The organism is Mesorhizobium muleiense, from assembly GCF_900099905.1.
Lineage (GTDB): Bacteria > Pseudomonadota > Alphaproteobacteria > Rhizobiales > Rhizobiaceae > Mesorhizobium > Mesorhizobium muleiense.
This window is the reverse complement of sequence record NZ_FNEE01000001.1, coordinates 787,385-808,224: the sequence shown is the minus strand read 5'-3', so window position 1 is coordinate 808,224 and position 20,840 is coordinate 787,385. Positions and strand designations below refer to the sequence as shown.

At 63.5% G+C, this 20,840-nt stretch carries 17 protein-coding genes; 6 read left to right on the top strand and 11 right to left on the bottom strand.

Annotated elements, in window-relative coordinates; translation table 11 throughout:
* Nucleotides 1–309 precede the first annotated feature (309 nt).
* Both BLT09_RS03870 and BLT09_RS03865 read left to right on the top strand, forming a co-directional pair.
* The gene (locus BLT09_RS03870; RefSeq protein ID WP_091590900.1) at nucleotides 310–951 is read left to right on the top strand and encodes a peroxiredoxin-like family protein; all 642 of its coding nucleotides are present in this window, start codon (nucleotides 310–312) and stop codon (nucleotides 949–951) included.
* 759 nt (nucleotides 952–1,710) lie between these two features.
* Nucleotides 1,711–3,726: an adenylate/guanylate cyclase domain-containing protein gene (locus BLT09_RS03865; RefSeq protein WP_236473211.1), complete on the top strand. Its 2,016-nt coding sequence runs from the start codon at nucleotides 1,711–1,713 to the stop codon at nucleotides 3,724–3,726.
* On the opposite strand, the gene BLT09_RS03860 is transcribed toward BLT09_RS03865, so the two are convergent.
* From BLT09_RS03860 to BLT09_RS03850, 3 genes are all read right to left on the bottom strand, one after another.
* The gene (locus BLT09_RS03860; RefSeq protein ID WP_091590736.1) at nucleotides 3,723–4,181 is read right to left on the bottom strand and encodes a YHS domain-containing (seleno)protein; all 459 of its coding nucleotides are present in this window, start codon (nucleotides 4,179–4,181) and stop codon (nucleotides 3,723–3,725) included. The two genes, BLT09_RS03865 and BLT09_RS03860, sit on opposite strands and share 4 nt — an antisense overlap.
* A gap of 562 nt (nucleotides 4,182–4,743) precedes the next feature.
* Entirely contained in the window at nucleotides 4,744–6,102 is a 1,359-nt protein-coding gene (locus BLT09_RS03855) for a phosphatase PAP2 family protein (RefSeq protein WP_236473210.1), read from the bottom strand.
* 528 nt (nucleotides 6,103–6,630) lie between these two features.
* Nucleotides 6,631–7,542 (bottom strand): LysR family transcriptional regulator, encoded by a 912-nt coding sequence (locus tag BLT09_RS03850; RefSeq protein ID WP_091590733.1) that lies wholly within the window; start codon nucleotides 7,540–7,542, stop codon nucleotides 6,631–6,633.
* A gap of 165 nt (nucleotides 7,543–7,707) precedes the next feature.
* Between BLT09_RS03850 and BLT09_RS03845 the strand changes: the two genes are divergently transcribed.
* Both BLT09_RS03845 and BLT09_RS03840 read left to right on the top strand, forming a co-directional pair.
* Entirely contained in the window at nucleotides 7,708–8,604 is an 897-nt protein-coding gene (locus BLT09_RS03845; RefSeq protein WP_208602470.1) for an MBL fold metallo-hydrolase, read from the top strand.
* A gap of 301 nt (nucleotides 8,605–8,905) precedes the next feature.
* Nucleotides 8,906–10,036, top strand: a complete 1,131-nt coding sequence (locus BLT09_RS03840; protein ID WP_091590731.1) for a CapA family protein — start codon at nucleotides 8,906–8,908, stop codon at nucleotides 10,034–10,036.
* A 154-nt stretch (nucleotides 10,037–10,190) separates the two neighbouring features.
* Here the strand turns inward: BLT09_RS03840 and BLT09_RS03835 are convergent, their stop codons facing one another.
* The gene (locus BLT09_RS03835) at nucleotides 10,191–10,622 is read right to left on the bottom strand and encodes a c-type cytochrome (protein WP_236473203.1); all 432 of its coding nucleotides are present in this window, start codon (nucleotides 10,620–10,622) and stop codon (nucleotides 10,191–10,193) included.
* A 90-nt stretch (nucleotides 10,623–10,712) separates the two neighbouring features.
* On the bottom strand, nucleotides 10,713–11,072 hold the full coding sequence (locus BLT09_RS03830; protein WP_091590730.1) for a hypothetical protein: 360 nt from the start codon (nucleotides 11,070–11,072) through the stop codon (nucleotides 10,713–10,715).
* Nucleotides 11,073–11,429: 357 nt separating this feature from the next.
* Here BLT09_RS03830 and BLT09_RS03825 point away from each other — a divergent pair, with 357 nt between their 5' ends.
* Nucleotides 11,430–12,581: a helix-turn-helix transcriptional regulator gene (locus BLT09_RS03825; protein WP_091590728.1), complete on the top strand. Its 1,152-nt coding sequence runs from the start codon at nucleotides 11,430–11,432 to the stop codon at nucleotides 12,579–12,581.
* 128 nt (nucleotides 12,582–12,709) lie between these two features.
* Here the strand turns inward: BLT09_RS03825 and BLT09_RS03820 are convergent, their stop codons facing one another.
* The 5 genes from BLT09_RS03820 to BLT09_RS03800 form a co-directional block, all read right to left on the bottom strand.
* Nucleotides 12,710–13,594 carry a patatin-like phospholipase family protein gene (locus BLT09_RS03820; protein WP_091590727.1) on the bottom strand — a complete coding sequence of 295 codons (885 nt, stop codon included), beginning with the start codon at nucleotides 13,592–13,594 and terminating at the stop codon, nucleotides 12,710–12,712.
* A 37-nt stretch (nucleotides 13,595–13,631) separates the two neighbouring features.
* Entirely contained in the window at nucleotides 13,632–14,945 is a 1,314-nt protein-coding gene (locus BLT09_RS03815; RefSeq protein ID WP_236473201.1) for a M16 family metallopeptidase, read from the bottom strand.
* Nucleotides 14,946–15,143: 198 nt separating this feature from the next.
* A complete protein-coding gene (locus BLT09_RS03810; RefSeq protein ID WP_091590723.1) occupies nucleotides 15,144–16,508 on the bottom strand; it encodes a M16 family metallopeptidase in 1,365 nt (454 codons plus the stop codon).
* A 290-nt stretch (nucleotides 16,509–16,798) separates the two neighbouring features.
* A complete protein-coding gene (rsmD, locus tag BLT09_RS03805; RefSeq protein ID WP_091590722.1) occupies nucleotides 16,799–17,353 on the bottom strand; it encodes a 16S rRNA (guanine(966)-N(2))-methyltransferase RsmD in 555 nt (184 codons plus the stop codon).
* Nucleotides 17,334–19,487, bottom strand: coding sequence for a pseudouridine synthase (locus BLT09_RS03800; RefSeq protein WP_091590720.1), 2,154 nt, complete (start codon nucleotides 19,485–19,487; stop codon nucleotides 17,334–17,336). The genes rsmD and BLT09_RS03800 overlap by 20 nt, the downstream gene beginning before the upstream one ends.
* A gap of 175 nt (nucleotides 19,488–19,662) precedes the next feature.
* On the opposite strand from BLT09_RS03800, the gene BLT09_RS03795 reads away from it, so the two are divergent.
* Complete coding sequence (locus BLT09_RS03795; protein WP_091590719.1) at nucleotides 19,663–20,115, top strand: nucleoside deaminase; 453 nt, start codon at nucleotides 19,663–19,665, stop codon at nucleotides 20,113–20,115.
* A gap of 28 nt (nucleotides 20,116–20,143) precedes the next feature.
* Here BLT09_RS03795 and BLT09_RS03790 read toward each other — a convergent pair whose 3' ends face one another.
* Nucleotides 20,144–20,818 carry a hypothetical protein gene (locus BLT09_RS03790; protein WP_091590895.1) on the bottom strand — a complete coding sequence of 225 codons (675 nt, stop codon included), beginning with the start codon at nucleotides 20,816–20,818 and terminating at the stop codon, nucleotides 20,144–20,146.
* Nucleotides 20,819–20,840: the final 22 nt, after the last annotated feature.

Sequence of the window (20,840 nt, the reverse complement as noted above, 5' to 3'; positions counted from 1 at the left end):
GAACCGACCCGTTGACGACCTTGGGCGTTGCAGACTTGAACCTCCAAATCGAGGTCGGGAACCTGACCTTCAGCGCAAGAGCATTCGGGAGTGCGCTCGCGTAAGGTAATTCACCACATTTGGCGGCGCCCGCAGATGCTTTTTCGTGTTATGATGGGCTTGCAACGCGCGTAATCTCGACCTCGGCAATATGGCAGAGGTCGAAAGCTATTGCCTTGGCACAGGAAGCTTTCGCTCCAGCACTTGATCGCCTCCGAAACGCTGGGTGTGCTGCTTTCCCTGACTGACCCCGGGGCGAGGAGGTTGTCCATGTCCACGAGTAGTGTTGACCGCCCGCTGCAGCCGGGCGACCGGGCACCGAATGTTGTGCTCAATGCGATCTCACGCGAAGGCAAGATCGCGCTCGATGATTTTCGAGGCCGTAGCCCGTTGTTGATCGGTTTGTTCCGAGGCCTGCACTGTCCGTTCTGCCGGCGCCATGTCGCGGCGATGGCGCAACTCAAGCCGGCCCTGCGTGAGAAAGGCGTCGAATGCCTGGCTGTGGTCAATACGCCGGTCGAGCGGGCGCGGCTCTATTTCCGTTACCACCCGGCACCCGATCTTCTCGCCGCATCCGACCCGGAGCGAGCCTCGCACCGTGCTTTCGGCTTGCGCGAGGTCGGGATGGACACGGTCATGGCGATACCGTTCCATCTCCCGGGCGAGTTGCCCGAGCCTATGAACGTCATGGCAATGAATGAATTTCTTAACAAGAAGGAAGGATATGAGATTACGGAAGTCGATCAGCAGGCGATGGCTTCCAGCCAGGCGCAGCTTGTCGGTCAGTTCCTAATCGACCGGGCGGGCATCGTACGCTGGAACTTCACTGAAGTTCTGGAGGATGGCCTCAACACCTTCAGAGCGCTGAATCCCGAGGAATTGATGTCGGCAGCTTCCCAAGTCGCACATTAATAGGCTGCGGAAATGGGCTGCTGAAAACTCGCTCGACGGCCACCGTCCTGTGGTGATTCTTTGGATTTAACAATCATCGAAATGCTCAGCGCAGGAGGCTAAGATCTGCCCGTGGGATTCGTAGCGATTTCGATTCAACGGTCTGCGGACCGCCCCGACTGTAGAGTGAGCAAGCCGCATAGGCGGGGCGACGTCCGCTCCTTGCCGCAATCACGTCGTTCCGACAGGCGCGCATACGGCAAGTTTCCACCCAACCTAGTCCTCCAACGGCTTCTTCCGCGTGCAGAGCGGTTAAAAGCACGGGTCGCCTCGATTGCGCCATTTCCAGACATTCCCGACGCTTTTCGGGAGCGGACCTTCGCTTATCGTCCGAAACCGACCCCAAGGGTCATCTGCGGTGCAGGCGATGAACGGCTCAATTGAGCCCATTCCAGACCTTCCGGTGCATGCACAGCAAAGGGCCTTGCGGCGATACAATGCCTCCGACTTCTGCTATGGTGCATTCCTCGGGCATAGGTGGTCTTAAAGAACGCCGTCGTGGATCGCAAGCTTGCTGCCATTCTTGCTGCCGATGTGGTGGGCTACTCCGCGCTGATGGAGCGTGACAGCCAAGCAGGCGGCCGATGCGCGCATGTGGGCCGGGGTCCATTTTCGATCCGATGTGGTTGCGGGCCAAAAGATCGGTGAGGGTGTGGCCCGAGCAGGTCATAGCGTTCGCGGTTCCACCGCCCCAGCGGTGGGCGCGACGCTCGCCTTCGATTGGGGGCTCCTTGGGCTAAGCACTACGGAGCCCTAGGTTCCGTAGTGCTTAGCCCAGAGCTATCGGAAAAAGGTGGCCGAAGCGCACGGGGGAGAGCCGGATTGTCAACCGAGCATGTAGAGCGGCGACTTACGGCCATTCTAGCGGCCGACATCTCCGGCTACAGCCGGCTGATGGGCAACGACGAGGAAGGTACGCTCGCCCAGCTGAAGGCGCATCGGCGTGCTCTGGTCGACCGAAAGATCAACGAACACCGCGGGCGGATTGTCAAGACCACCGGCGATGGGATGCTGATCGAGTTCGCGAGTGTGGTCGAGGCCGTGCGCTGCGCCGTCGAGATCCAGCGCGGCATGGCGGAACGCAATGTCGCGGTGCCGGCAGGACAACGTATCGAGTTCCGCGTCGGCATCAATGTCGGCGACATCATCATCGAGGATGACGACATTTTCGGGGATGGCGTCAACGTGGCGGCTCGCTTGGAGGGGCTCGCGGAGCCTGGCGGCATCTGCGTCTCGGGCCGCGTGCAGGAAGACGTGCAAGGCAAGCTCGACATTGCCTTTGAGGATATCGGCGAACAGAAGCTCAAGAACATCGCTCGGCCGGTGCGCGCCTTTCGCGTGCGGCTCGACGCCACGGCCGCTCCGGCGCCCGCCGGCTGGCTCCGGGGATTGTTCGCCGCTCTGGCTCTGATGATTTTGCTTATTGTAGGCGCGCTGTGGGCCGGTCTTGGCTCTGAGTGGAAATTTCTCAGCATTCTGCGCTCTGGCGATCAATTCACAAAAAGTGCTGAAGTCAGCACGAAACCCGCGATCGCCATTCTCCCGTTCCTGAACCAGAGCGACGATTCGGCTCGTCAGTATTTCGCGGATGGATTGACGCAGGATATCATCAACGCACTGGGTCGGTTCTCCGCGCTGACCGTGATGTCGTGGAACGCTGTTTTCCCCTACAAGGGAAAGCCCGCAAGCCCCGAGGAGATCGGCCGCGGTCTCGCCGTCAGCTATCTGGTCGAAGGCAGCGTCCGCCAGACCGGCGACCGCGTGCGGGTCATCGCGCAACTCGTCGACACAAGGCAGGGACGGGTGATTTGGTCTGCACGCTTCGAGGAGGCGCTGGCGGACGTGTTCGCGCTGCAGGACAACATTGTCACTCGCATCGTCAGAGTCCTGGCGATTCGCGTGACCCAGATCGAACAAAATCGGGTGTTCGCGAAGCCAACCGAAAATCTCGCAGCCTATGATTACGTGCTGCGCGCCAGGCCGGCATTGCAGAGCCCGACGCATGCAAACAATGTGGAGGCGCGCGCCCTGCTCAGACGCGCCATCGAGCTTGACCCGAACTACGCTGCTGCATATGCGGCACTTGCCGAAACCTATCACATTGCCAGCTCGATGGGCTGGGCGGAATCGCCAACCGCCTTCCTGAGCCGTGCCGAGGAACTGGCAATCAAGGCGCTGAGCCTTGATGATTCCGACGTGCGCGCGCGCATCACTCTCGGCCACATCCACCTCTTTCGTCAGAGATACAACCAGGCAGAGGTTGAGATCGAGCGCGCCATTGCGATCAATCCGAACGATGCTCACGGCCTCGCCGGGCGCGGCACCATCCTGTTGTGGCTGGGACAGACGGATGCGGCGATCGAGGCCTTGGAGCAGGCGCAGCGTATCGACCCCGATCTCAATGCGATCGATCGCTTTGCGCTGAGCCTGGCCTACTATCTGAAACGGCGTTACGACGCGGCGATCGAACAGGCGGAACTTAGTCTTCGAACAACCGCAGGCGCGAACTTCAGCCGTATCCTGCTAGCGGCCGCCTATGCACAAGTCGATCGAGCGGAGGACGCCGCGCGTGTCGTGACGATGATACGCCGCATCGACCCAACCTTCGACCCGCAGGAGTTCGGAACCAAGTTTCTAAGCTCTGGCGATCTCGAACATCTGCGCGACGGATTCCGCAAGGCCCGCCTCTACCCCGTCACAGGCGACCTGCCACCGGCCGAGAGAATGAACCGCTAATGTCCTTGAAGTAGCGCGCGGTTCTGGTTGGCCTTCGCGATGTTCGCAGCAAGGTCCTGCTGGAAGAGCGCGGGTCCCATCGGGGCCGGTTTGCCGAAAATATAAAGCTTTCCGTCGCTGATCAGCCAGTTCTCCGGGTTGGCCTCGTCGAGCTCGCCCAGGGCCAGCGCCATTGCACAAAAATTTCCGAACTCTGGCGCGTAGCGAACAGGATCGGCCTTGAAAAGCTCGCGATGCTCGGCGTTCGCGAAGAGGTAGCGGTGCTCATCCCATTCGTACTCGATCTCCGGCAGCCCGCGCGTGGGGCTTCCGATGGTGAAATAGGCAACCGGGTCATAACCCTTGATCGCAAGCGGAACCGCTTCCGTGGCAAAAGAGGGCATCGAGATCGCAAACAGGGCGGCTGTGACCGCCAGAACGAAGCGAATGGCATTTCGCCGAGAGACATTGTGCATGGCGAATTCCCTGATTTGACCGTCCGGGCCGCTACCAGCCCCGCGGCAAGCGAAACCGTCTGCGTCATTCCGTTCGGGCACTAATTATCGCTCTTGTAGCGCTCGGCCGCAACACGTTTCGGAGATGTTCGGAGTGCGAGTGTGGTGAGGCCGGCGCCCATTGCAGGGGCGCCGGGCTCCATTCTTCGTCTGCTTAGTCCGCATCGCGGTCATTCGTGCTCATCGCATTGAGGGACTGCTCCACCCAACCTAGTCCTCCAACGGCTTCTTCCGCGTGCAGAGCGGTTAAAAGCACGGGTCGCCTCGATTGCGCCACCTGCTGACGTTTTGCGCCGGACGCAGCCAATGTCACGAGTCGACTCCGAAGCGGATCGGGGCGCAGGGGAACGGCAACTTGGAAGCCCTGTTGCGTTTCAGGTCCACAAAGCGTCAGAAGATGGAGGCGCGTGGCGCCTGCAACTTTCTGATACGTGGCGAACAAAGTTCCGTTCTACCCTTTGGCCTCGACCGGCGATCGGCAAAGAAGGTTTCGAACGGGTCGAGCAGGTGTCCTCTCCTTCCGCTAGTCAGCTCCGTCCTTTCTCGCCCGCTCGATGAATTTCTCCGCGACCGCTTTGCCGAGTGCGGCACCGGCCTTGTTGTCCATCTCATAGTGGATGCCGGCCCAGACGCGGGAATCACCCGCCTCTTTGCCAACGGCGCGGATGAACTCCGCATGGCCGGGAAACAGGTACGCCAGGACCTCGCATCGGGCAGTCGAGAGCGCGGAGTGGTTCGACGGATAACTGGGATGGGCCGGCACCGCGAACAGGGGAGTGATGCTCGCGTCAAGCATGTTGGGCCGCAGGTACCAATAGGCGTACTTCCCGTCGTTGCTTGCAATGAAGGCGTCGTAATGGACCGTTGCGAGCATCGCGTAAGCCCGCGCGGCACGCGGCGGGTTCGTATCCGTCTTGTCCTCGAACATCCACTTGCTGGCATAATCATACCAGTCGGTGAACAGGCCGGATGGGCTTTGCCAGTAGAACGCTTTGTAGCTGCTAGGGAATTTTCGCTCAAACTGTCGGACCGCGTCCATCTCGGCCTTTACGGCCGCGGACTGGCAGTCGGGCGGCGCCGGCGGCCTGAATTCATCGGATGCCGCCAGCAGGATCGGCTTCCAGTTTGGCATGTTTACATTGGCGGGTTTGTTCCCGACCCACATGCACGGCCCGGTCGGAACAGTGCCGGTCCACGCCGCATCGGAGCCATCGGCCTTTGCCCGCGCAATCACCTGCTCTGCGATCCTGCGCCCCAACTCCAGGCCGGCGGAAGAATCGCTTGGGAACTGGACACCGGCAAGGACACGCGACTGTGCCGCTTCTTCGGCCATTGCCTTGAACGACGATGTCTCTTCGGGAAAGAAATAAGAAAGAACGGTCGCGGCAGCTCCGGCGGCTGCGGCATGCTCGGATGGATAGGAGGGACTCCGCGGCGGCGGCAGCGCAGTCGCCAGTGTCGCATCCGCCTCGCTCGGGCGCGGCCGATTGTAGAAGTACTTCGCGTCCCAGGCAGCAATGGTGGCGTCATACATCGCCATCGTCAAATAGGAGTAAACGCGGTGCGCATTTGGAATCTGCTGGTTTTCGAGAAGGCGATTGTTGACCAGATCGATCCATCGGTACCCAGGCGAGCCGGCGTCCCAGAAGGTGATTTTGTCGGCGGTAGCCGGATCCTTTTGCGCCAAGAGATCCCGCATCTGTGCCAATTCGGCTGCTGCGGCGGAGGCGTCAGGCGGCGGCGGGACTCGGAAGTCCTCGCCAGACGTGATTACCCACGTCTTCCACGTTCCAGCCTCTGGTTCTATCAAATCCGATTGGGCGAAAGCGCAGTTCCCTGAAAAAAGGATTACTGCGCAGGCCTTGCCAAAACCGCTAAGCATGCGAGCCTCCCATAGGTCCCCCCGCCCAAAGACGGAAGGTTTTCCGTTTTCAAACTTTTATTTTAGTGAAGTCTAATCATACTCCCAGACGCTGCCGGGTAAAAGGGATAAAGTTAGAGCCCGGCAGTGTCGATCTCAGTCGACCTGTCGCCCGGCGCCAATTCCAACCGGCAGGAGAAGCGCGAAGCAGTGGTGGGCGGTCGGTGCTTGTTGCCCGAGATGGTCATCTCCTCCAACAAGAGGGGAGATCGGCAGTTCGGGCCTTGGCGGTCATCTTGCAACGCTGGTGATTGGCGAAGGCGCCGATGACGGCCAATCTCCCCCCTTGAGGGGGAGATGCCCGGCAGGGCAGAGGGGGGCGGTTCGACCGGGCGCGGCCTCCTCTCTTGCGACAGTGGAGGTTGGCGCATTACGCTAGACGACCCCCTCTGGCCTGCCGGCTTTCGTCGTTCGGAAAGCCAAGCAATTGGCTTTCCGTCCGCTGCGCGTACCACTCCTCAACCCCCACAAGGGGGGAGATCGGCAGCTTCAACCTCGGCGCCCCTCCCCGCCTGACTCTGCCTTCTGCTCGGCCGCGATCAGCATCTCGACAAACCTTGTCACCTTGGGCGGCCGAAACCGTGCGGCGGGGTAGACTGTGTAGATGCCTCCGGAGGGCAGCTGCCACTCGGGCAGGACCTGGACGAGCCGCCCCGTGGCCAGCTCATCCCGCACCAAAAAATCCGGCAGCACCGACAGGCCGGCGCCGGCGCGGACGGCCGCCAGCACTGCCGGCGTCGCGTCGATGGCGATCGTTGCCTGCATGCGCACAGCCTCATGCTCATCGTCGCCGCGCGAAAATTGCCAGAGCAGCGGTTCGCGCAGCGCCATGTTGGCGACGAAGGGCAGCCCGGCCAAGTCTTGCGGTTCGCCGGCCCTGAAGCGCCCGGCGAACTCGGCGCCGCACACCATGAATTGCCCGAATGTGCCGATCCGCCGCGCCTGCAGGCTGGAATCGGCCAGCCAGCCGACGCGGATCGCCACGTCCATTCCACCGGACGCCAGGTCGATGGTCTCGTCGCCCAGCGTCAGCTCCACCCGGCAGGCGGGGTAGCGCGCGCTGAAGGCGGCGACCACCGGCACCACCGCCGAAGTGCCGTAATCGTTGGACGCGGCGATGCGCAGCGTGCCGGTCGGCTCGGCGGCGGCCTGCGCGAGCTCGTCGAAGGCATCCTCGGCCTGCTGCAGAATTTTTAGGCACCGCGCATGGAATGTCCGGCCGGCTTCGGTCGGATGGACGCGCCGCGTCGTGCGGATCAGCAGCGTCGTTCCGACATCGCGCTCCAGCCGCGCCACCTGCTGGCTGACGACCGCCTTGGTGATGCCCAGCCGCTCGGCGGCCCGCGTGAACGAGCCGGCATCGACCACCGCGGCGAAATAGGCCAGCCGGTTCAGGTTCATGCGTGGTTCATGGCAGGGGCGATCCTATTGTCAGGCAATGGCATACTTTACGTCTATTTTGTTGGCCTTCAATACGCATTCGGCTTTTGCCATCTTCCTGAGATCGAGGCTGCGCGGGAGATGCGTTCGCCCGAATTTCCGCATTCTCAAGCCCAGGAGACTTCCATGTTCACACGGAGAGCCATCATGAAAACCACCCTCGCCGCCGGCGCCGCCGCCGTCTTCGCTCCCGCCGGGCTTGGCCATGCGGCTGGCGGGCTTTCCTGGAAACATTTTCCGGCCGGCGAAAACGGCTTCTTTCGCGCCCCGGTGCTGATCACCGGCGCCTCCGAGGCGCTGCTGATCGACGGCGGTTTCACCTATTCCGACGGCCAGGCCGTGGCCGAGGCGATCAAGGCGACCGGCAAGACACTCACCACCATCTATGTCAGCCAGTCCGACCCGGACTATTATTTCGGCCTCCAGCCGATCAAGCAGGTTTTTCCGCAGGCACGGGTGATCGCCGCTGCCGAGACGGTGGCCGCCATCAATGGCAGCGTCGACAAGAAAATCGCCGTCTGGGGGCCGCAGCTCAAGGAGAATGGCCCGCAGGCGCTCGCCGATGTCGTCATCCCCGAAGTCTTCGACGGCAAGACGCTCACCGTCGATGGCGAGACCATCGAGATCGTCGATGCCGAAGGCCTTGCCAACCGGCGCTATCTCTCGGTGCCGTCGCTGAATGCCGTGTTCGGCGGGGTGATGATTTTTTCGGGCGTGCATGTCTGGACCGCCGACACGTCGAGCAAGGAACAGCGCGCCGCCTGGCTCGCCAATCTCGAAAAGATTGTTGCCGCCAAGCCTGAAATCGTCGTGCCCGGCCACATGACGCCGGGCGCCGCCACCGACATTTCGGGCGTCGAGCACACCAAAACCTATCTCATCGCCTTCGAGGAAGAACTGGCCAAGGCCAAGGACGCGGCCGCGCTCAAGGGCGCCATGGAAGCCCGCTTCCCCGGCCTCGGCATGGGCGTGGCGCTCGACATCGGCTCCAAGGTCGCCACCGGCGAGATGAAGTGGGGCTGAGGGCGCCTCTATCTGATCCGGGCGAGCGGCCTCGGCGCCTCATCCTGCAACGCTGGTGATTGGCGAAAGCGCCGATGACGGCCAATCTCCCCCCTTGAGGGGGAGATGCCCGGCAGGGTAGAGGGGGTCGGTTCGACCGGGCGCGCCCCCCTCTCTTGCGACAGTGGAGGTTGGCGCATTACGTGAGACGACCCCCTCTGGCCTGCCGGCCATCTCCCCCTCAAGGGGGGAGATTGGCAGCTTCGGCCCTCGGCGCTCATCTGCCTCACTGGAGGTTGGCGAGGAAGGAGATCCAGATCCAATGCCGCAGATCGCCAACAATGCCGCCGTCCGAAGCAGCGCAACACTGTTCCTGTGCGGCGACGTGATGCTCGGGCGCGGCATCGACCAGGTCCTCGCCAGTCCCGGCGATCCGCACCTTGGCGAGCGCTGTGTCAAATCGGCGACGACCTATGTCGAGCTTGCCGAACGCGTCAACGGCCCGATCCCGAGAAAGGTCGACGAGGCGTATGTCTGGGGCGATGCGCTCAGTGAATTGGAGCGTGAAGCGCCCGATGCGCGGATCATCAATCTCGAGACCAGCATCACCACCAGCCTGTCTTTGGCGCCCAAGGGGATCAATTACAAGATGAACCCGGCAAACATCGGCTGCCTGGCGGCGGCACGGATAGACTGCTGCGTGCTCGCCAACAACCATGTGCTCGACTGGGATGAGCCTGGCCTCGTCGAGACCCTCGATACGCTGCGGCTTGCCGGCCTCGCCTATACCGGGGCCGGGCTTGACGCGGACGAGGCGGCGGCGCCTGCCGTCATCGAACCGGCCGGCGGGGGCCGCGTGCTGGTCTTCGGCTTTGCGCTCGAGACCAGCGGCGTTCCAGCTTCATGGGCAGCCGGAGCTTACAAGCCAGGCGTCAATTTGCTGGCGGATCTCTCGGCCCGGTCGCTCGAGCAGATCGCCCGATCCGTGCAGGCCATAAAACAGCCTGGCGACCTCGCGGTGGCCTCGATCCACTGGGGCGGCAACTGGGGCTACCAGGTCCCGGCTGAAGAACGCGCACTTGCCCATGCTCTCATCGATGTTGCAGGTTTCGATGTCGTGCATGGGCACTCCTCCCACCATCCCAAGCCGATCGAAATCCATCACGGCCGGCTGATCCTCTACGGATGCGGCGACTTCCTCACCGACTACGAGGGAATTACCGGCAATGAAAGCTTTCGTGGTGAGCTTGCGCTGATGTACCTGCCGCGGCTCGCCGTACCGGGCGGGACGCTTGTTTCGCTCGACCTGGTGCCGTTCCGGCTCACCAAGTTCCGGCTAAACCGCGCCCTGCGCGAAGACGCCGCCTGGCTCGCTGCCATGCTTGAGCGCGAGTGCTCATCTTTCGGCACGCATGTGGCGCTCGGCGACGACCGTCTCGCTGTCCTTTGGTGAAGCGCCTGCGGTCGGCAGGCAATGGCACTAAAGCGCATCGCGATCGACCGGCTCAAGCGACGCACTTTAGGTTGTTGTTTTATGCATGTCGTTATCGCAAAACCGCTGCACACCCTCGGGTCAGGCACGAGGGCACGCTTTTGCGCGACATGCATTAATTTTCAAGCCTCTCGGGCCGACCCCGGCCAAGCGCACCGTCGGCGCGGGCCTGCAAATAGGCGTAGATGTCGTCGATGTAAGGAGCGACGTTGGGATCGTCGGCGAAGCCCTTCATCACCGAAGCGCCGCTGCGCACGCCGTCGCGAACATTGCGCCGAAAGACCTCGATGCCGGGCAGCCGGTCGACAAGCGCCGAGGCGAAGGTCGAGCCCATGCCGTCGGGGCCATGGCAGTGATTGCAGCTGCCATGGTAGCGACGAAAACCGTTATAGGTTCGCGCATCGACCTTGTTGCCGACAGCCTCGTAGAACTTGCCAGGGGCCAGCTCAGCCTGCGAAGACGCGGCGAAGCCGGCGGCAACGGTAAAGACAACAACAGCCAGGACGAACCATGGAGACATCGTCTGTCGCCCATGTTGCAGGCTCATCCAGCGCCGCCGCAACGCGCATGCCCCCGGATCACTCGATGTTGGGCCACTCGATGCTGGATCACTGATGTTGGATCACTCAACCCTGGATCAGTCGACGGCGAGCTTCGGGGTAGAAACCACGATCCCGTCTATCGGATGCGGGCTGACGACAAGCTTGCCGCCGACACGCGATATGTCGATGATTTGGTCCGACTCGCCCAGTTTGCCCGGCACTGAGACCGCGACCATCTGGTTCTCGGTCAGTGTCGCCACGAAACGCACCGGCAAGCCAGCCTCGCCCTGCGCGATTGTGGTGACCACCCGATAGCCGTCCTCCTGCGGCGTGTAATAGACGACACCAAGGAAGCCGGCGAGATCGATGCTTTCAGCCTTCATGGCTCCAAGCTCGTCGGCATGCGCGGGCATCGCCGCCATGCAAAGTGCTGCAAAAGCAATGTATCTGTACATAATGCTGCTCCATCCCGAATTGTCCGGGACGAACCCGGCTCAAGTTTTCAACAATAGACGGTCGCGCGCCGTGTTAGTCGGCGCACGCAGGCAGAAATTCTGGATTAGTCCCCCCGGCTGCACCACAGTGGCGAAGGCCCGCGAGCCAGGAACGCGCTGAACCCCACTGGTTGTCACAGTTAAGTGTGACCTTATCTTCTGGGCGAGAGTATTTCACCGCCCGGGTGCTTGCGCATCCCCTGTTTGGGGGAGATAATCGGAATTTAAGCGATCGCTAAAATTTGGAGAGGCGAGAGCACCTGTGGGAGCGCGTTACTTTCCGCGTCGGACGCGCTGTCGACATGCGGGGGGCCGTCGATGGCCAAGGCATTGTCGCATCATGATCTGTCGAAGCTGATCGGCTCAATCTATGATTGCGCACTCGACCCGGGGCGATGGGAGCAGGCGCTGGCTGGGATCAGGGATGCGCTCGATGCCCAGACTGCGGTTCTGCAGCTTGACGACCTCGCCAATGATCAGCTGCTGATCTACAGGACCGTGGGAATAGAGCCATACTGGCTGGAGCAACAGGCGAAATATATCCCCGAGATCCACGCCCGGCTGCTCGAGGATCTCTCGACATGGCCTTCGCTCGATATGCCGCATGTGGTCTCACGCCATATCCCTCAAACCTACCTGGAGACCTCCCGATATTTTCAGGAGTTCCTGAAGCCGCAAGGCCTGGTCGACGTCATGTCGTTCTTCCTGATCCACACCCCTACCCGCCTTGCCGGCTTCGCCGTTGCTCGGCATAAGCGGCAAGGCATTATCACCGAGCGCGAAATCAAGCTTGGCAGACTGTTGCAGCCGCATGTGCGCCGTTCGGTGATAATCAGCAACATGCTGGACATCGGCACTGTCGAGCGCGCAGGAATGGCCGAGGCACTCGATGCGCTCACATGCGCCGTGGTCCTCACCAATGAACGTGGCGCCGTCCTGCACGCCAACCGCTCGGCCAAGCACATGCTGCGGAGCGGCGGCCCGATCCAGGATGTCCGGGGCATTCTGCAAGCGAAGATCCCGTCGGCTTCCAGGGAACTTCACAGCGCCATCATGCTTGCGGCTCAGGATGAGGTCAGCATCGGCAAGACAGGGCTTGCCGTCCTCCTCAGCGAATCCGGCCTGCCGCCCGTCTTCGCCCGCGTGCTGCCGATGGCCGGCGGCGATCTGCGCGCCGGCATGGAGCCCGCCGCGGTTGCCGCGGTGTTCATCGGCAATGCACCGGACGAGCATGACGCCGCCGGAATGCTGGCGAGAGCCTTTGGGCTTACGCTGGCCGAAACCCGCGTGCTCGCCAGCCTTGTCGCCGGGCACACCTTGGCCGAGACCGCCGCCAGCCTTCACATTGCCAACGCGACCGCCAAGACGCATCTCGACAATATCTTCCAGAAGACCGGCGCCTCCCGCCAGGCCGATCTGATGCGCCTCGTCATGCAGATCGTTCCGCCCGCCGGGCAGCCTGGTCCCTGAACCACACTCGTTCACCGCTTTGGATACAGGTATCCAACGCCGCGGATCGTCTTGATCAGTTCCGGCTTGGCAGTCAGTGCGTTTCAAATGTTCAGCGCTTGCGCTTGTTTCGATGAGGCAACCGAGCATCAGGCTTTCCGCGCCACGCCCCCCACCTGCTTGGTGCGCTTGCTCGTGTCGACCTTGGCCCGCGCCTCCACCGCCTTCTCGATCTCCCGCTTCAGCTCGTCCTTGATATCAGCCGTTTCGGCCATCAAGGCGTCGATCTTCATGAAATCGAGCACGCGGTATTTCGACACCGCCGGCCTGACCAGTATGTCCGGCTGGCATTGCCTCAGCTTGGCGGCGATGATCGACTGCATCATCAATTGCGTGGCGCCGAACATCAGGTCGACGGAGGTCGGGTATTTTCGCCCGCCTTTGGCCGGCGCGCCAACGACGTCGACGGCGATGATGATGTCGGCGTCGTCCTCGATCAGGTCGAACGGCACCGGATTGTAGATGCCGCCGTCGATCAGCAGCCTGCCGTCGCGCATCACCGGTCGGAATACCGCGGGAATAGCCGCCGAGGCGGCAAGCGCTGAATGCAGGTCGCCGTCGCGCAGCACGGCGAGCTTATGGCCGAAGAAATCCGTTGCCGTCACCTTCAACGGTATTTTCAGCTCGGCGAAGCTTTCGGGTATGGCGTCGGGCATGAATGCCTTGAGGATGCGCTCGACATTGAACTGGGTGACACCCAGCCCGCCCTGCAGCGCCTCGGCAAAGGTGCCTGGCCGCGCCCGCCACATGCGCGCCGCCACTTCGGCGCGGCGGCCGAGGATCGAGCGCATGTAGTGGTGAATGTCGCTGCCGGCCATGCCCGAAGCCATGCCGGCGCCCATGATGGCGCCGATCGATGAGCCTGATATGGCGACCGGCCTTATACCCAGCTCGTCCAGCACCTCGATGACATGGATATGCGCCAGCCCGCGCGCGCCGCCGCCGCCGAAGGCGATGCCGAAGCTCGGGCTCATCCCCTGCCCCTCATTTGGCCCTGCCCCCCATTTGGGTTCATTCCTCCTTGGCCTCGCCGTGCTTCGGCCCGACGACCATGATGGCCGGCTCGGCGGAAAGCAGCTTTTTCGCCGCCGCCTTGACCTGATCCAGCGTCACCGCGTTGATGAGGGCGGCGCGGCGCTGCATATAGTCGCTGCCGAGCTTGTCGAGCTGCAGCTCGAGCAGCGTCGCGGCGATGGCGCCGGAGGAGTTCAGATTGTTGATGGCGTAGGCGCCGATCAAGTATTTCTTGGTCGCCGCCAGTTCCGCTTCGGTCGGCCCTTCCTGGGCCATGCGCTTCACCACCTCGCGCACCACAGCCAAAGTCTCGGCCGCCCGATCCGCGCGGGTCGACGTAGTGATGGCCAGGGCGTTGGCGTGCTGGTGGTCGACCAGGTCGGAACTGACGCTGTAGGCCAGGCCGCGTTTTTCACGCACCTCTTCGAACAGCCGCGAGGTGAAGGCGCTGCCGCCGAGGATCTCGTTCATCAGAACCGCGGCGAAGAAATCCGGCGCACTCCGCTCGACGCCGGGATAGGCGAGTTGCAGCGATGTCTGGGGCTGGTCGTAATTGACCTCGAGCTGCTGGTTGAGTTTCGGATCGACATCGGCGACCGCGCTGAGCGCCTGATGTTGCGGCAGGCCGCCGAAGACCAGATCGAGCTTTTTCTTCAACGTCTCGGCATCGATGGCACCGACCACCGCCACATGCAGGCCATCACGAGCAAAATTCGCCTTGTGAAAGGCGATGAGATCGTCCGGCGTGATGGTGGCGATGCTTTGCCTGGTGCCCTCTTCGGGCCGCGCATAGGGATGGGTGCCGTATAGTGCCTCCAGCCATTTGCGCTGGGCGAGTGTGTCCGGGTCAAGCTCGTTGGCGATGATGCCGGACAGCACTTGCGCGCGAATGCGGTCGATTGGCGCCTGGTCGAAACGCGGCTCGGTGACCGCCAGCCGCAACAGGTCGAACGCCGCGTCGCGCTGCTCGGCAAGCATGCGCATCGAGCCATAGATGCCGTCGCGCGCCGCTTCGAAGTTCATCTCGGCGCCGACGTCGTCGAGCTTGATCTGGAAGGCCTCGCTGTCGAGATTGCCGGCGCCCTCGTCGAACAGGCCGCTCATCAGATTGGCAAGGCCCACCTTTCCCGCGGGATCCTGCGTCGTGCCGCCGTCGAAGGCAAAGCGGATGGCGACGAGCGGTACGGAATAGTCCTCCACCAGCCAGGCGGTGATGCCCTTTGACGACGTCACCTCCTGGATGCTCATGGCCGCACGAGCGGAAAGCGCCGGCAGGACGAGGAAGACGAGGGAGAGGATCAGGGTAACCAATTGGGTGGCAACACGCGCGGCTCTCCCTTCTCCCCTTGTGGGAGAAGGTGGATTGGCGCGCAGCGCCAAGACGGTTGAGGGGTGTTGGAAGGGCCGTCGGTGCGAAGCTGGAACACCCCTCATCCGACCTCGCTTCGCGAGGCCACCTTCTCCCACAAGGGGAGAAGGGAAGTCGCGGCTATGCTGGTCCCTCATCGATCAATTCCCTGCCTGTGTCTGCGGCAAGAGATAGCCTGATGTCGAATGGTTGAGATTGAGATAGCGCGCCGCAACCTGCCTGACTTCGTCGGCGGTGACCTTGCGGATGCGGCCCGGCCATTCCTCGACATCCCTGACGTTGCCGCCGGTGGCGAGCGTCGCGCCGTAGATGTTGGCCATCGAATCCTGCTTGTCGCGGGCGAAGATCATCGAGCGGACGAAACGATCCTTGGCCTTCTCCAACTCGCCCGATGTGACGCCCTCGCTGGCGATGCGGGCGACCTCGGCCTCGACCGCCGCCTGGACATCGGCCAGCTTGGCGTCGCCGCGCGGCGCGCCATAGACGGTGAAGTTGGTGGCATCGAGCATGGTGCCCTGGAAAAAGGCGCCGGCCTCGGCGGCAATGCCTTGCTTGACCACAAGCTGCTGGTACAGCCGGCTGCGGCTGCCGCCGCCGAGGATCTCCGCCAGCAGGTCCAGCGCTTCCGCTTCGCCCGGCTTCGCGGTGTGATAGGAGGGAACCACCCATTGCGTCGAAAAATTCGGCACGCTGACACGCGCGTCAGCCAGCGTCACCGTGCGCCTGGTGTTCTGTTCGGGTTCGACCGGACGGATGCGCGGCGGCAGGTCTGGACCACGCGCGACCTTGCCATAGGTCTTTTCGGCCAGCGCCTTGACCGCCTGCGGCTCGACATCGCCAGCCACCACCAGCACGGCGTTGTTGGGCGTATAATATTTGTCGTAGAAAGCCTTGGCGTCGGCGCGGTTCAGCTTCTCCATCTCCTGCATCCAGCCGATCACCGGAATGCGATAGGGCTGGTTCTGCCAGAGCGTGGCGTCGACCTCCTCGCCGAGCACTGCCTGCGGATTGCTGTCGATGCGCGAGCGGCGTTCCTCGAGGATGACGTCGCGCTCGGTGGCGATGACGTCGTCGTTGAGGATGAGGTTGCGCATGCGATCGGCCTCGAAATCCATCATCTGCTCGAGCGCCTGCGGCACCACCGTCTCGTAAAAGGCGGTGTAGTCATAGGAGGTGAAAGCGTTGTTCGAACCGCCGATGGCGGAGACGGCGCGGTCGAACGCGCCGGCCGCATGGTTGGTCGTCGCCTTGAACATCAGATGCTCGAAGAAATGGGCGATGCCGGACTTGCCCGGCGGCTCATCGGCGCTGCCGACTTTGTACCACACCATATGAGTGACGATCGGTGCGCGGCGATCGGGGATGACAACGACCTCCATGCCGTTGTCGAGCAGGAAATTCGTCACCTTGCCGTCGTCCGGCTTGTTGTCGGCCAGAACCGGGCCGGTCATCACGACAGCCAGCGCAAAAAGCGTTCCGCGCAGCCAGTCAGCCTGAGATGTCATTAACGACTCCGGTTGTCATGGGGTGGGACGATAGGCGGGGGTATCGCCACAGGCAAATTGATTTGTTCGTCATTTTGAAGGCGCTGCGCCAACCCTTCTCCCCTTGTGGGAGAAGGTGGATCGGCGCGCAGCGCCGAGACGGATGAGGGGTGCTGGACGGAGTGCGGCATAAAAATATCTAGCGATTTTAAGCACTTGCCTCTTCAAGGTAGAGATCCTTCCAACACCCCTCATCCGACCGAGCTTCGCTCGGCCACCTTCTCCCACAAGGGGAGAAGGGAAGACGCTACTCATCCAACCTCGATAAAGCGGATAACCGTCTCGCCATAGCTGCGCTCGTCGACAACTGAAAAGCCCGGCCCTGCCTCGAACGGCGCCGCTGCCGCCTCCTCGACGACGCAGAGCGCGCCGGGGGCGAGCCAGCCGCCGGCCTTGGCCGAGCGCAAGGCACGCTCACCCAGGCCCTTGCCATAGGGCGGGTCGGCGAACACCAGGCCGAACGCGGCCATCGTGCCCGCCTCGCCCAGCGCCGTAGCGTCGCGACGGAATATCTTGGTACGCCCGGTGAGGCCGAAGCCCTCGACATTGGTGCGGATCAGGCCGCGCCCTTCCGCCGATTCTTCGATGAAGACGCCATAAGACGCGCCGCGCGACAGCGCCTCGAGGCCGAACGCGCCGGTGCCGGCGAACAGGTCGAGCACCCGCGCGCCGACCAGCCTATCGGGGAAACGATGCGCCAGCACGTTGAAGACAGCCTCGCGGGTGCGGTCGGTGGTCGGGCGGATGGCGCTTGAGCGGGGCGTCGCCAGCGGACGCCCGCGAAACTCACCGCCGACGATCCGCATTGCCTCCCCTGGATCCCTTGGGGCCGCTGCGCGGCCGGTCGCCGCCTTTGGCACCGCCACCCTCGGCACCACGCGGCTTGCCGAACGTCTTTGCGCCTCCGGGTTTTCCCCCTCCCGGTTTTCCATGGGCGGGCTTGCCATAAGACGGCTTGAACGAGGCCTTGCGTTCCTTGGCTTCGGCCGCCCTGCCGGCATCGGCGTCCGCCCTGCCCTTGCCGATCGGCCGCGCGCCGGGCGCCATCCAGACATTGGCCTTGCGCTGGCCCGGCGGCTCGATCGGGCGCTGCTCGCGTTCGGACTTTTTCCCGCCGCCCGGTTTGCCGCCGAAGCCGCCCGGCCCGCTACGTTCAGATTTGGGGCCGCGATCGGCAAAGCCGCCGCGTTCGGGCCCGCTGCGTTCTGATCTAGGGCCGCGCTCACCAAAGCTCTTTTCCGGCCCGAAGCTTCTGCCGGGACTTGTCGACAGCTTGCCCAGCGCCTCGTCGCGGCTGCCTTCGCGGCGCTTGCGGTTCTTGATCAATCCGCCTTCGCCGATCGGACGGCGTTCGCCGTCGCGGGTGAATTTCGGCCGCTCAGGTTCCTCTTCGCGCACCGCTTCGCGCCGCACCGGCCTGTTGGAAAACGGCTTGGTGATGTCAGCGTCGAAATTGGCGCCGGACTCCTCGACCAGGCGTTCGCCGAGCTGGTCACGCAGCACCCGGCCCTTGATCTCCAGCACATGGCCCTCCGGCAGGTCGTCGAGCTGGAACGGTCCGTAGGAAATGCGGATCAGTCGCGTTACGTCGAGACCAAGCGAGCCCAGTATGTTCCTGACCTCGCGGTTCTTGCCTTCGCGCAGGCCAAGCGTCAGCCAGGCGTTGGTGCCTTGCTCGCGGTCGAGCGTCGCCTCGATGGCGCCATAGAAGACGCCGTCGACGGCGATGCCTTCGCGCAAGCCGGCGAGCGCACTTTCCTCGACCTTGCCGTGGACGCGCACGCGGTAGCGCCTGAGCCAGCCGGTCGCCGGCAGTTCGAGCACGCGCGCCAGCCCGCCGTCATTGGTGAGCAGCAGCAGGCCTTCGGTGTTGATGTCTAGCCGGCCGATGGTCATCAGCCGCGGCAGGTCGGCCGGCAGCACGTCGAAGACGGTCTTGCGGCCCTCGGGATCACGATTGGTGGTGACGACGCCGGCCGGCTTGTGGAACAGGAACAGCCGGGTGCGCTCGATCGGCGGGATCTCCATGCCGTCGAGATGGATGATGTCGCCAGGCATCACATTGAAGGCCGGCGAGGACAGCACCCTTCCATTAACCTTGACGCGGCCGGCCGCGATCAGCTCCTCGGCATCGCGACGCGAGGCAAGACCGGCGCGGGCCAGCCGCTTGGCAATGCGCTCACCAGCCTCTTCCGTCGCTTCGGCGGGACGCGGGCGCGGTTTGAAGCCGCCCGATGCCCCTTGGGGCCGATCACCGGCAAAATCGCGCTTGGGCCGATCGCCGAAGTCGCGTTTTGGGCGATCGCTGAAGTCTCCCTTGGGACGGTCGAAGCGCCTTTCGCTGCGCTCGCCTTCGGCAGCCGCCGGCCGGTCGCCGCGCGGCGCGTATGGCTTGCGCGGCCCCTCGCGCTTTTCATAAGGCTTGCCTTCCGGACGCGGCCCCTTGCTGAACGGCCGGTCGCCGCTTTTGAAGTCGCGCTTCGGCCGCTCGCCGTCAGCTGCCATTGGCCGGTCGCCGCGCGGCGCGTACGGTTTTCGCGGCCCTTCGCGCTTCTCGTAAGGCTTGCCTTCCGGACGCGGCCCCTTGCTGAACGGCCGGTCGCCAGCCTTGAAATCGCGCTTCGGCCGCTCGCTGTCAGCCGCCATCGGGCGGTCGCCGCGCGGGGCGTATGGCTTGCGCGGCCCCTCGCGCTTTTCATAGGGCTTGCCGTCGGGCCGTGGTCCTTTGCTGAACGGCCTATCGCCACTCTTGAAGTCGCGCTTCGGCCGCTCGCCGTCGGCCAGCGGGCGGTCACCACGCGGCGCGTAAGGTTTTTTCGCGCCGAAGGACGGCTTGCCGCCCTTGCCGGCAGCGACATCGCGACCACGCGGGCCCGACGGTTTCGGGCCGGTCTTGCCCGGACCCTTTTGGCGCGGGAATTTCTTGTTTTTGTCGTCCATGTAGCTTTGCTCGTTTGCACTACAGCGCCGCGCGTCCGTACGGACGCGCAAAGGACGCTGTAGGACTTTGATTGGTGCATGATCCCTTCCGAAAACCGATTCCGGTTTTCGGGATCATGCGCTAGATAACAGGATCGTGCCGGAGTAGCGAGGAGATAATAGGAATGGAAACCGCTTGAAGCGGCCGGATTTCATGGCGCTGGCGCTGAAGGAGGCCGAAGCCGCCGCCCTGCGCGGCGAAGTGCCGGTCGGCGCGGTCATCGCCAGCGGCGATACGGTCGTTGCCAGTGCCGGCAACCGCACCCGCGAGCTTGCCGACCCTACCGCCCATGCCGAGATGCTGGCGATCCGCGAAGCCTGCCGCAAGCTGTCAAGCGAGCGGCTCACCGGCCACGATCTCTATGTGACGCTGGAGCCCTGCGCCATGTGCGCCGGCGCCATTTCCTTCGCCAGGCTGCGCCGGCTTTATTTCGGCGCCGCCGACGAGAAGGGCGGCGCTGTGGTCAACGGCGTCCGCTTCTTCGCCTCACCGACCTGCCACCATGCACCGGACATCTATCCAGGCATGGCCGAGAGCGACGCAGCCCTGCTGCTGAAGGATTTTTTCAGGGAGCGACGCGAACCCTAACGTCGCAGGATTTCTTAGCGCCGGCAGCTTACCACGGCAGCCAGTCGAACATGCCGCCGCTCTTGTTCTTGGCGGCCGCTTCCCGCTTGAGGCGGCGTGCTTTCTTGTACTCGTCCTCGCCGAGGTCGTCGACCGGCGCGGTGGCGGAAGCGGCGCGATACTGCACCGGCGGCTCGCTCAGATATCGGCGGGTGTTCGGGTCGCCCTGCTTTTGTTCGGCAAGGCGGCGCTTGACTTCGGCGGCGCGGCCCTTGTCCGAATCCGCCGGCTTCCAGGCCGGCGGATGACTGGAACCCGAGTCCTTCATCGCAGACTTGATCGCGACCGGATCCGTCTGGATGTCATCGACGATCTGCGCCTGGTAGGACGGATCGTCCTGGTTGAGCGTGGCCTCGGCGCGCAGGCGAGCGCGGCGCTGCTCGGGCGATTCGGGCCAATCGGCGCTTGCCGTGGCGCTGTCCTGCGGCGGCGGCAGTTGCTTCTGTCCCGGCGCCGGCTTCACCAGTTCGGGGCGCGGCTTGTAGTCGATCCGTTGCTTGTTCTTCGGCATGACTGAAAAAGCACTGGTGAGATCGCCGGCAAGCTGGGCGGAGGCGGTCTTGTCGGTCCCGTAGGTCGGCGAGCCCATACAGCCGGACAGGGCCAAGCCGGATACGACAAGCGGCGCCAGCAGCGCAACGCGCGCGCAAGTTCTTTCGGTCATGCCAAAAAGTCCCACTCTAGAC

What these genes read in the sequence shown, in the direction of transcription:
- BLT09_RS03870 (WP_091590900.1), top strand. Translation starts at nt 310, where the DNA reads ATGTCCACGAGTAGTGTTGACCGCCCGCTGCAGCCGGGCGACCGGGCA.
- BLT09_RS03860 (WP_091590736.1), bottom strand. Translation starts at nt 4,181, where the DNA reads ATGCACAATGTCTCTCGGCGAAATGCCATTCGCTTCGTTCTGGCGGTC.
- BLT09_RS03855 (WP_236473210.1), bottom strand. Translation starts at nt 6,102, where the DNA reads ATGCTTAGCGGTTTTGGCAAGGCCTGCGCAGTAATCCTTTTTTCAGGG.
- BLT09_RS03850 (WP_091590733.1), bottom strand. Translation starts at nt 7,542, where the DNA reads ATGAACCTGAACCGGCTGGCCTATTTCGCCGCGGTGGTCGATGCCGGC.
- BLT09_RS03845 (WP_208602470.1), top strand. Translation starts at nt 7,708, where the DNA reads ATGTTCACACGGAGAGCCATCATGAAAACCACCCTCGCCGCCGGCGCC.
- BLT09_RS03840 (WP_091590731.1), top strand. Translation starts at nt 8,906, where the DNA reads ATGCCGCAGATCGCCAACAATGCCGCCGTCCGAAGCAGCGCAACACTG.
- BLT09_RS03835 (WP_236473203.1), bottom strand. Translation starts at nt 10,622, where the DNA reads ATGAGCCTGCAACATGGGCGACAGACGATGTCTCCATGGTTCGTCCTG.
- BLT09_RS03830 (WP_091590730.1), bottom strand. Translation starts at nt 11,072, where the DNA reads ATGTACAGATACATTGCTTTTGCAGCACTTTGCATGGCGGCGATGCCC.
- BLT09_RS03825 (WP_091590728.1), top strand. Translation starts at nt 11,430, where the DNA reads ATGGCCAAGGCATTGTCGCATCATGATCTGTCGAAGCTGATCGGCTCA.
- BLT09_RS03820 (WP_091590727.1), bottom strand. Translation starts at nt 13,594, where the DNA reads ATGAGCCCGAGCTTCGGCATCGCCTTCGGCGGCGGCGGCGCGCGCGGG.
- BLT09_RS03810 (WP_091590723.1), bottom strand. Translation starts at nt 16,508, where the DNA reads ATGACATCTCAGGCTGACTGGCTGCGCGGAACGCTTTTTGCGCTGGCT.
- rsmD (WP_091590722.1), bottom strand. Translation starts at nt 17,353, where the DNA reads ATGCGGATCGTCGGCGGTGAGTTTCGCGGGCGTCCGCTGGCGACGCCC.
- BLT09_RS03800 (WP_091590720.1), bottom strand. Translation starts at nt 19,487, where the DNA reads ATGGACGACAAAAACAAGAAATTCCCGCGCCAAAAGGGTCCGGGCAAG.
- BLT09_RS03790 (WP_091590895.1), bottom strand. Translation starts at nt 20,818, where the DNA reads ATGACCGAAAGAACTTGCGCGCGCGTTGCGCTGCTGGCGCCGCTTGTC.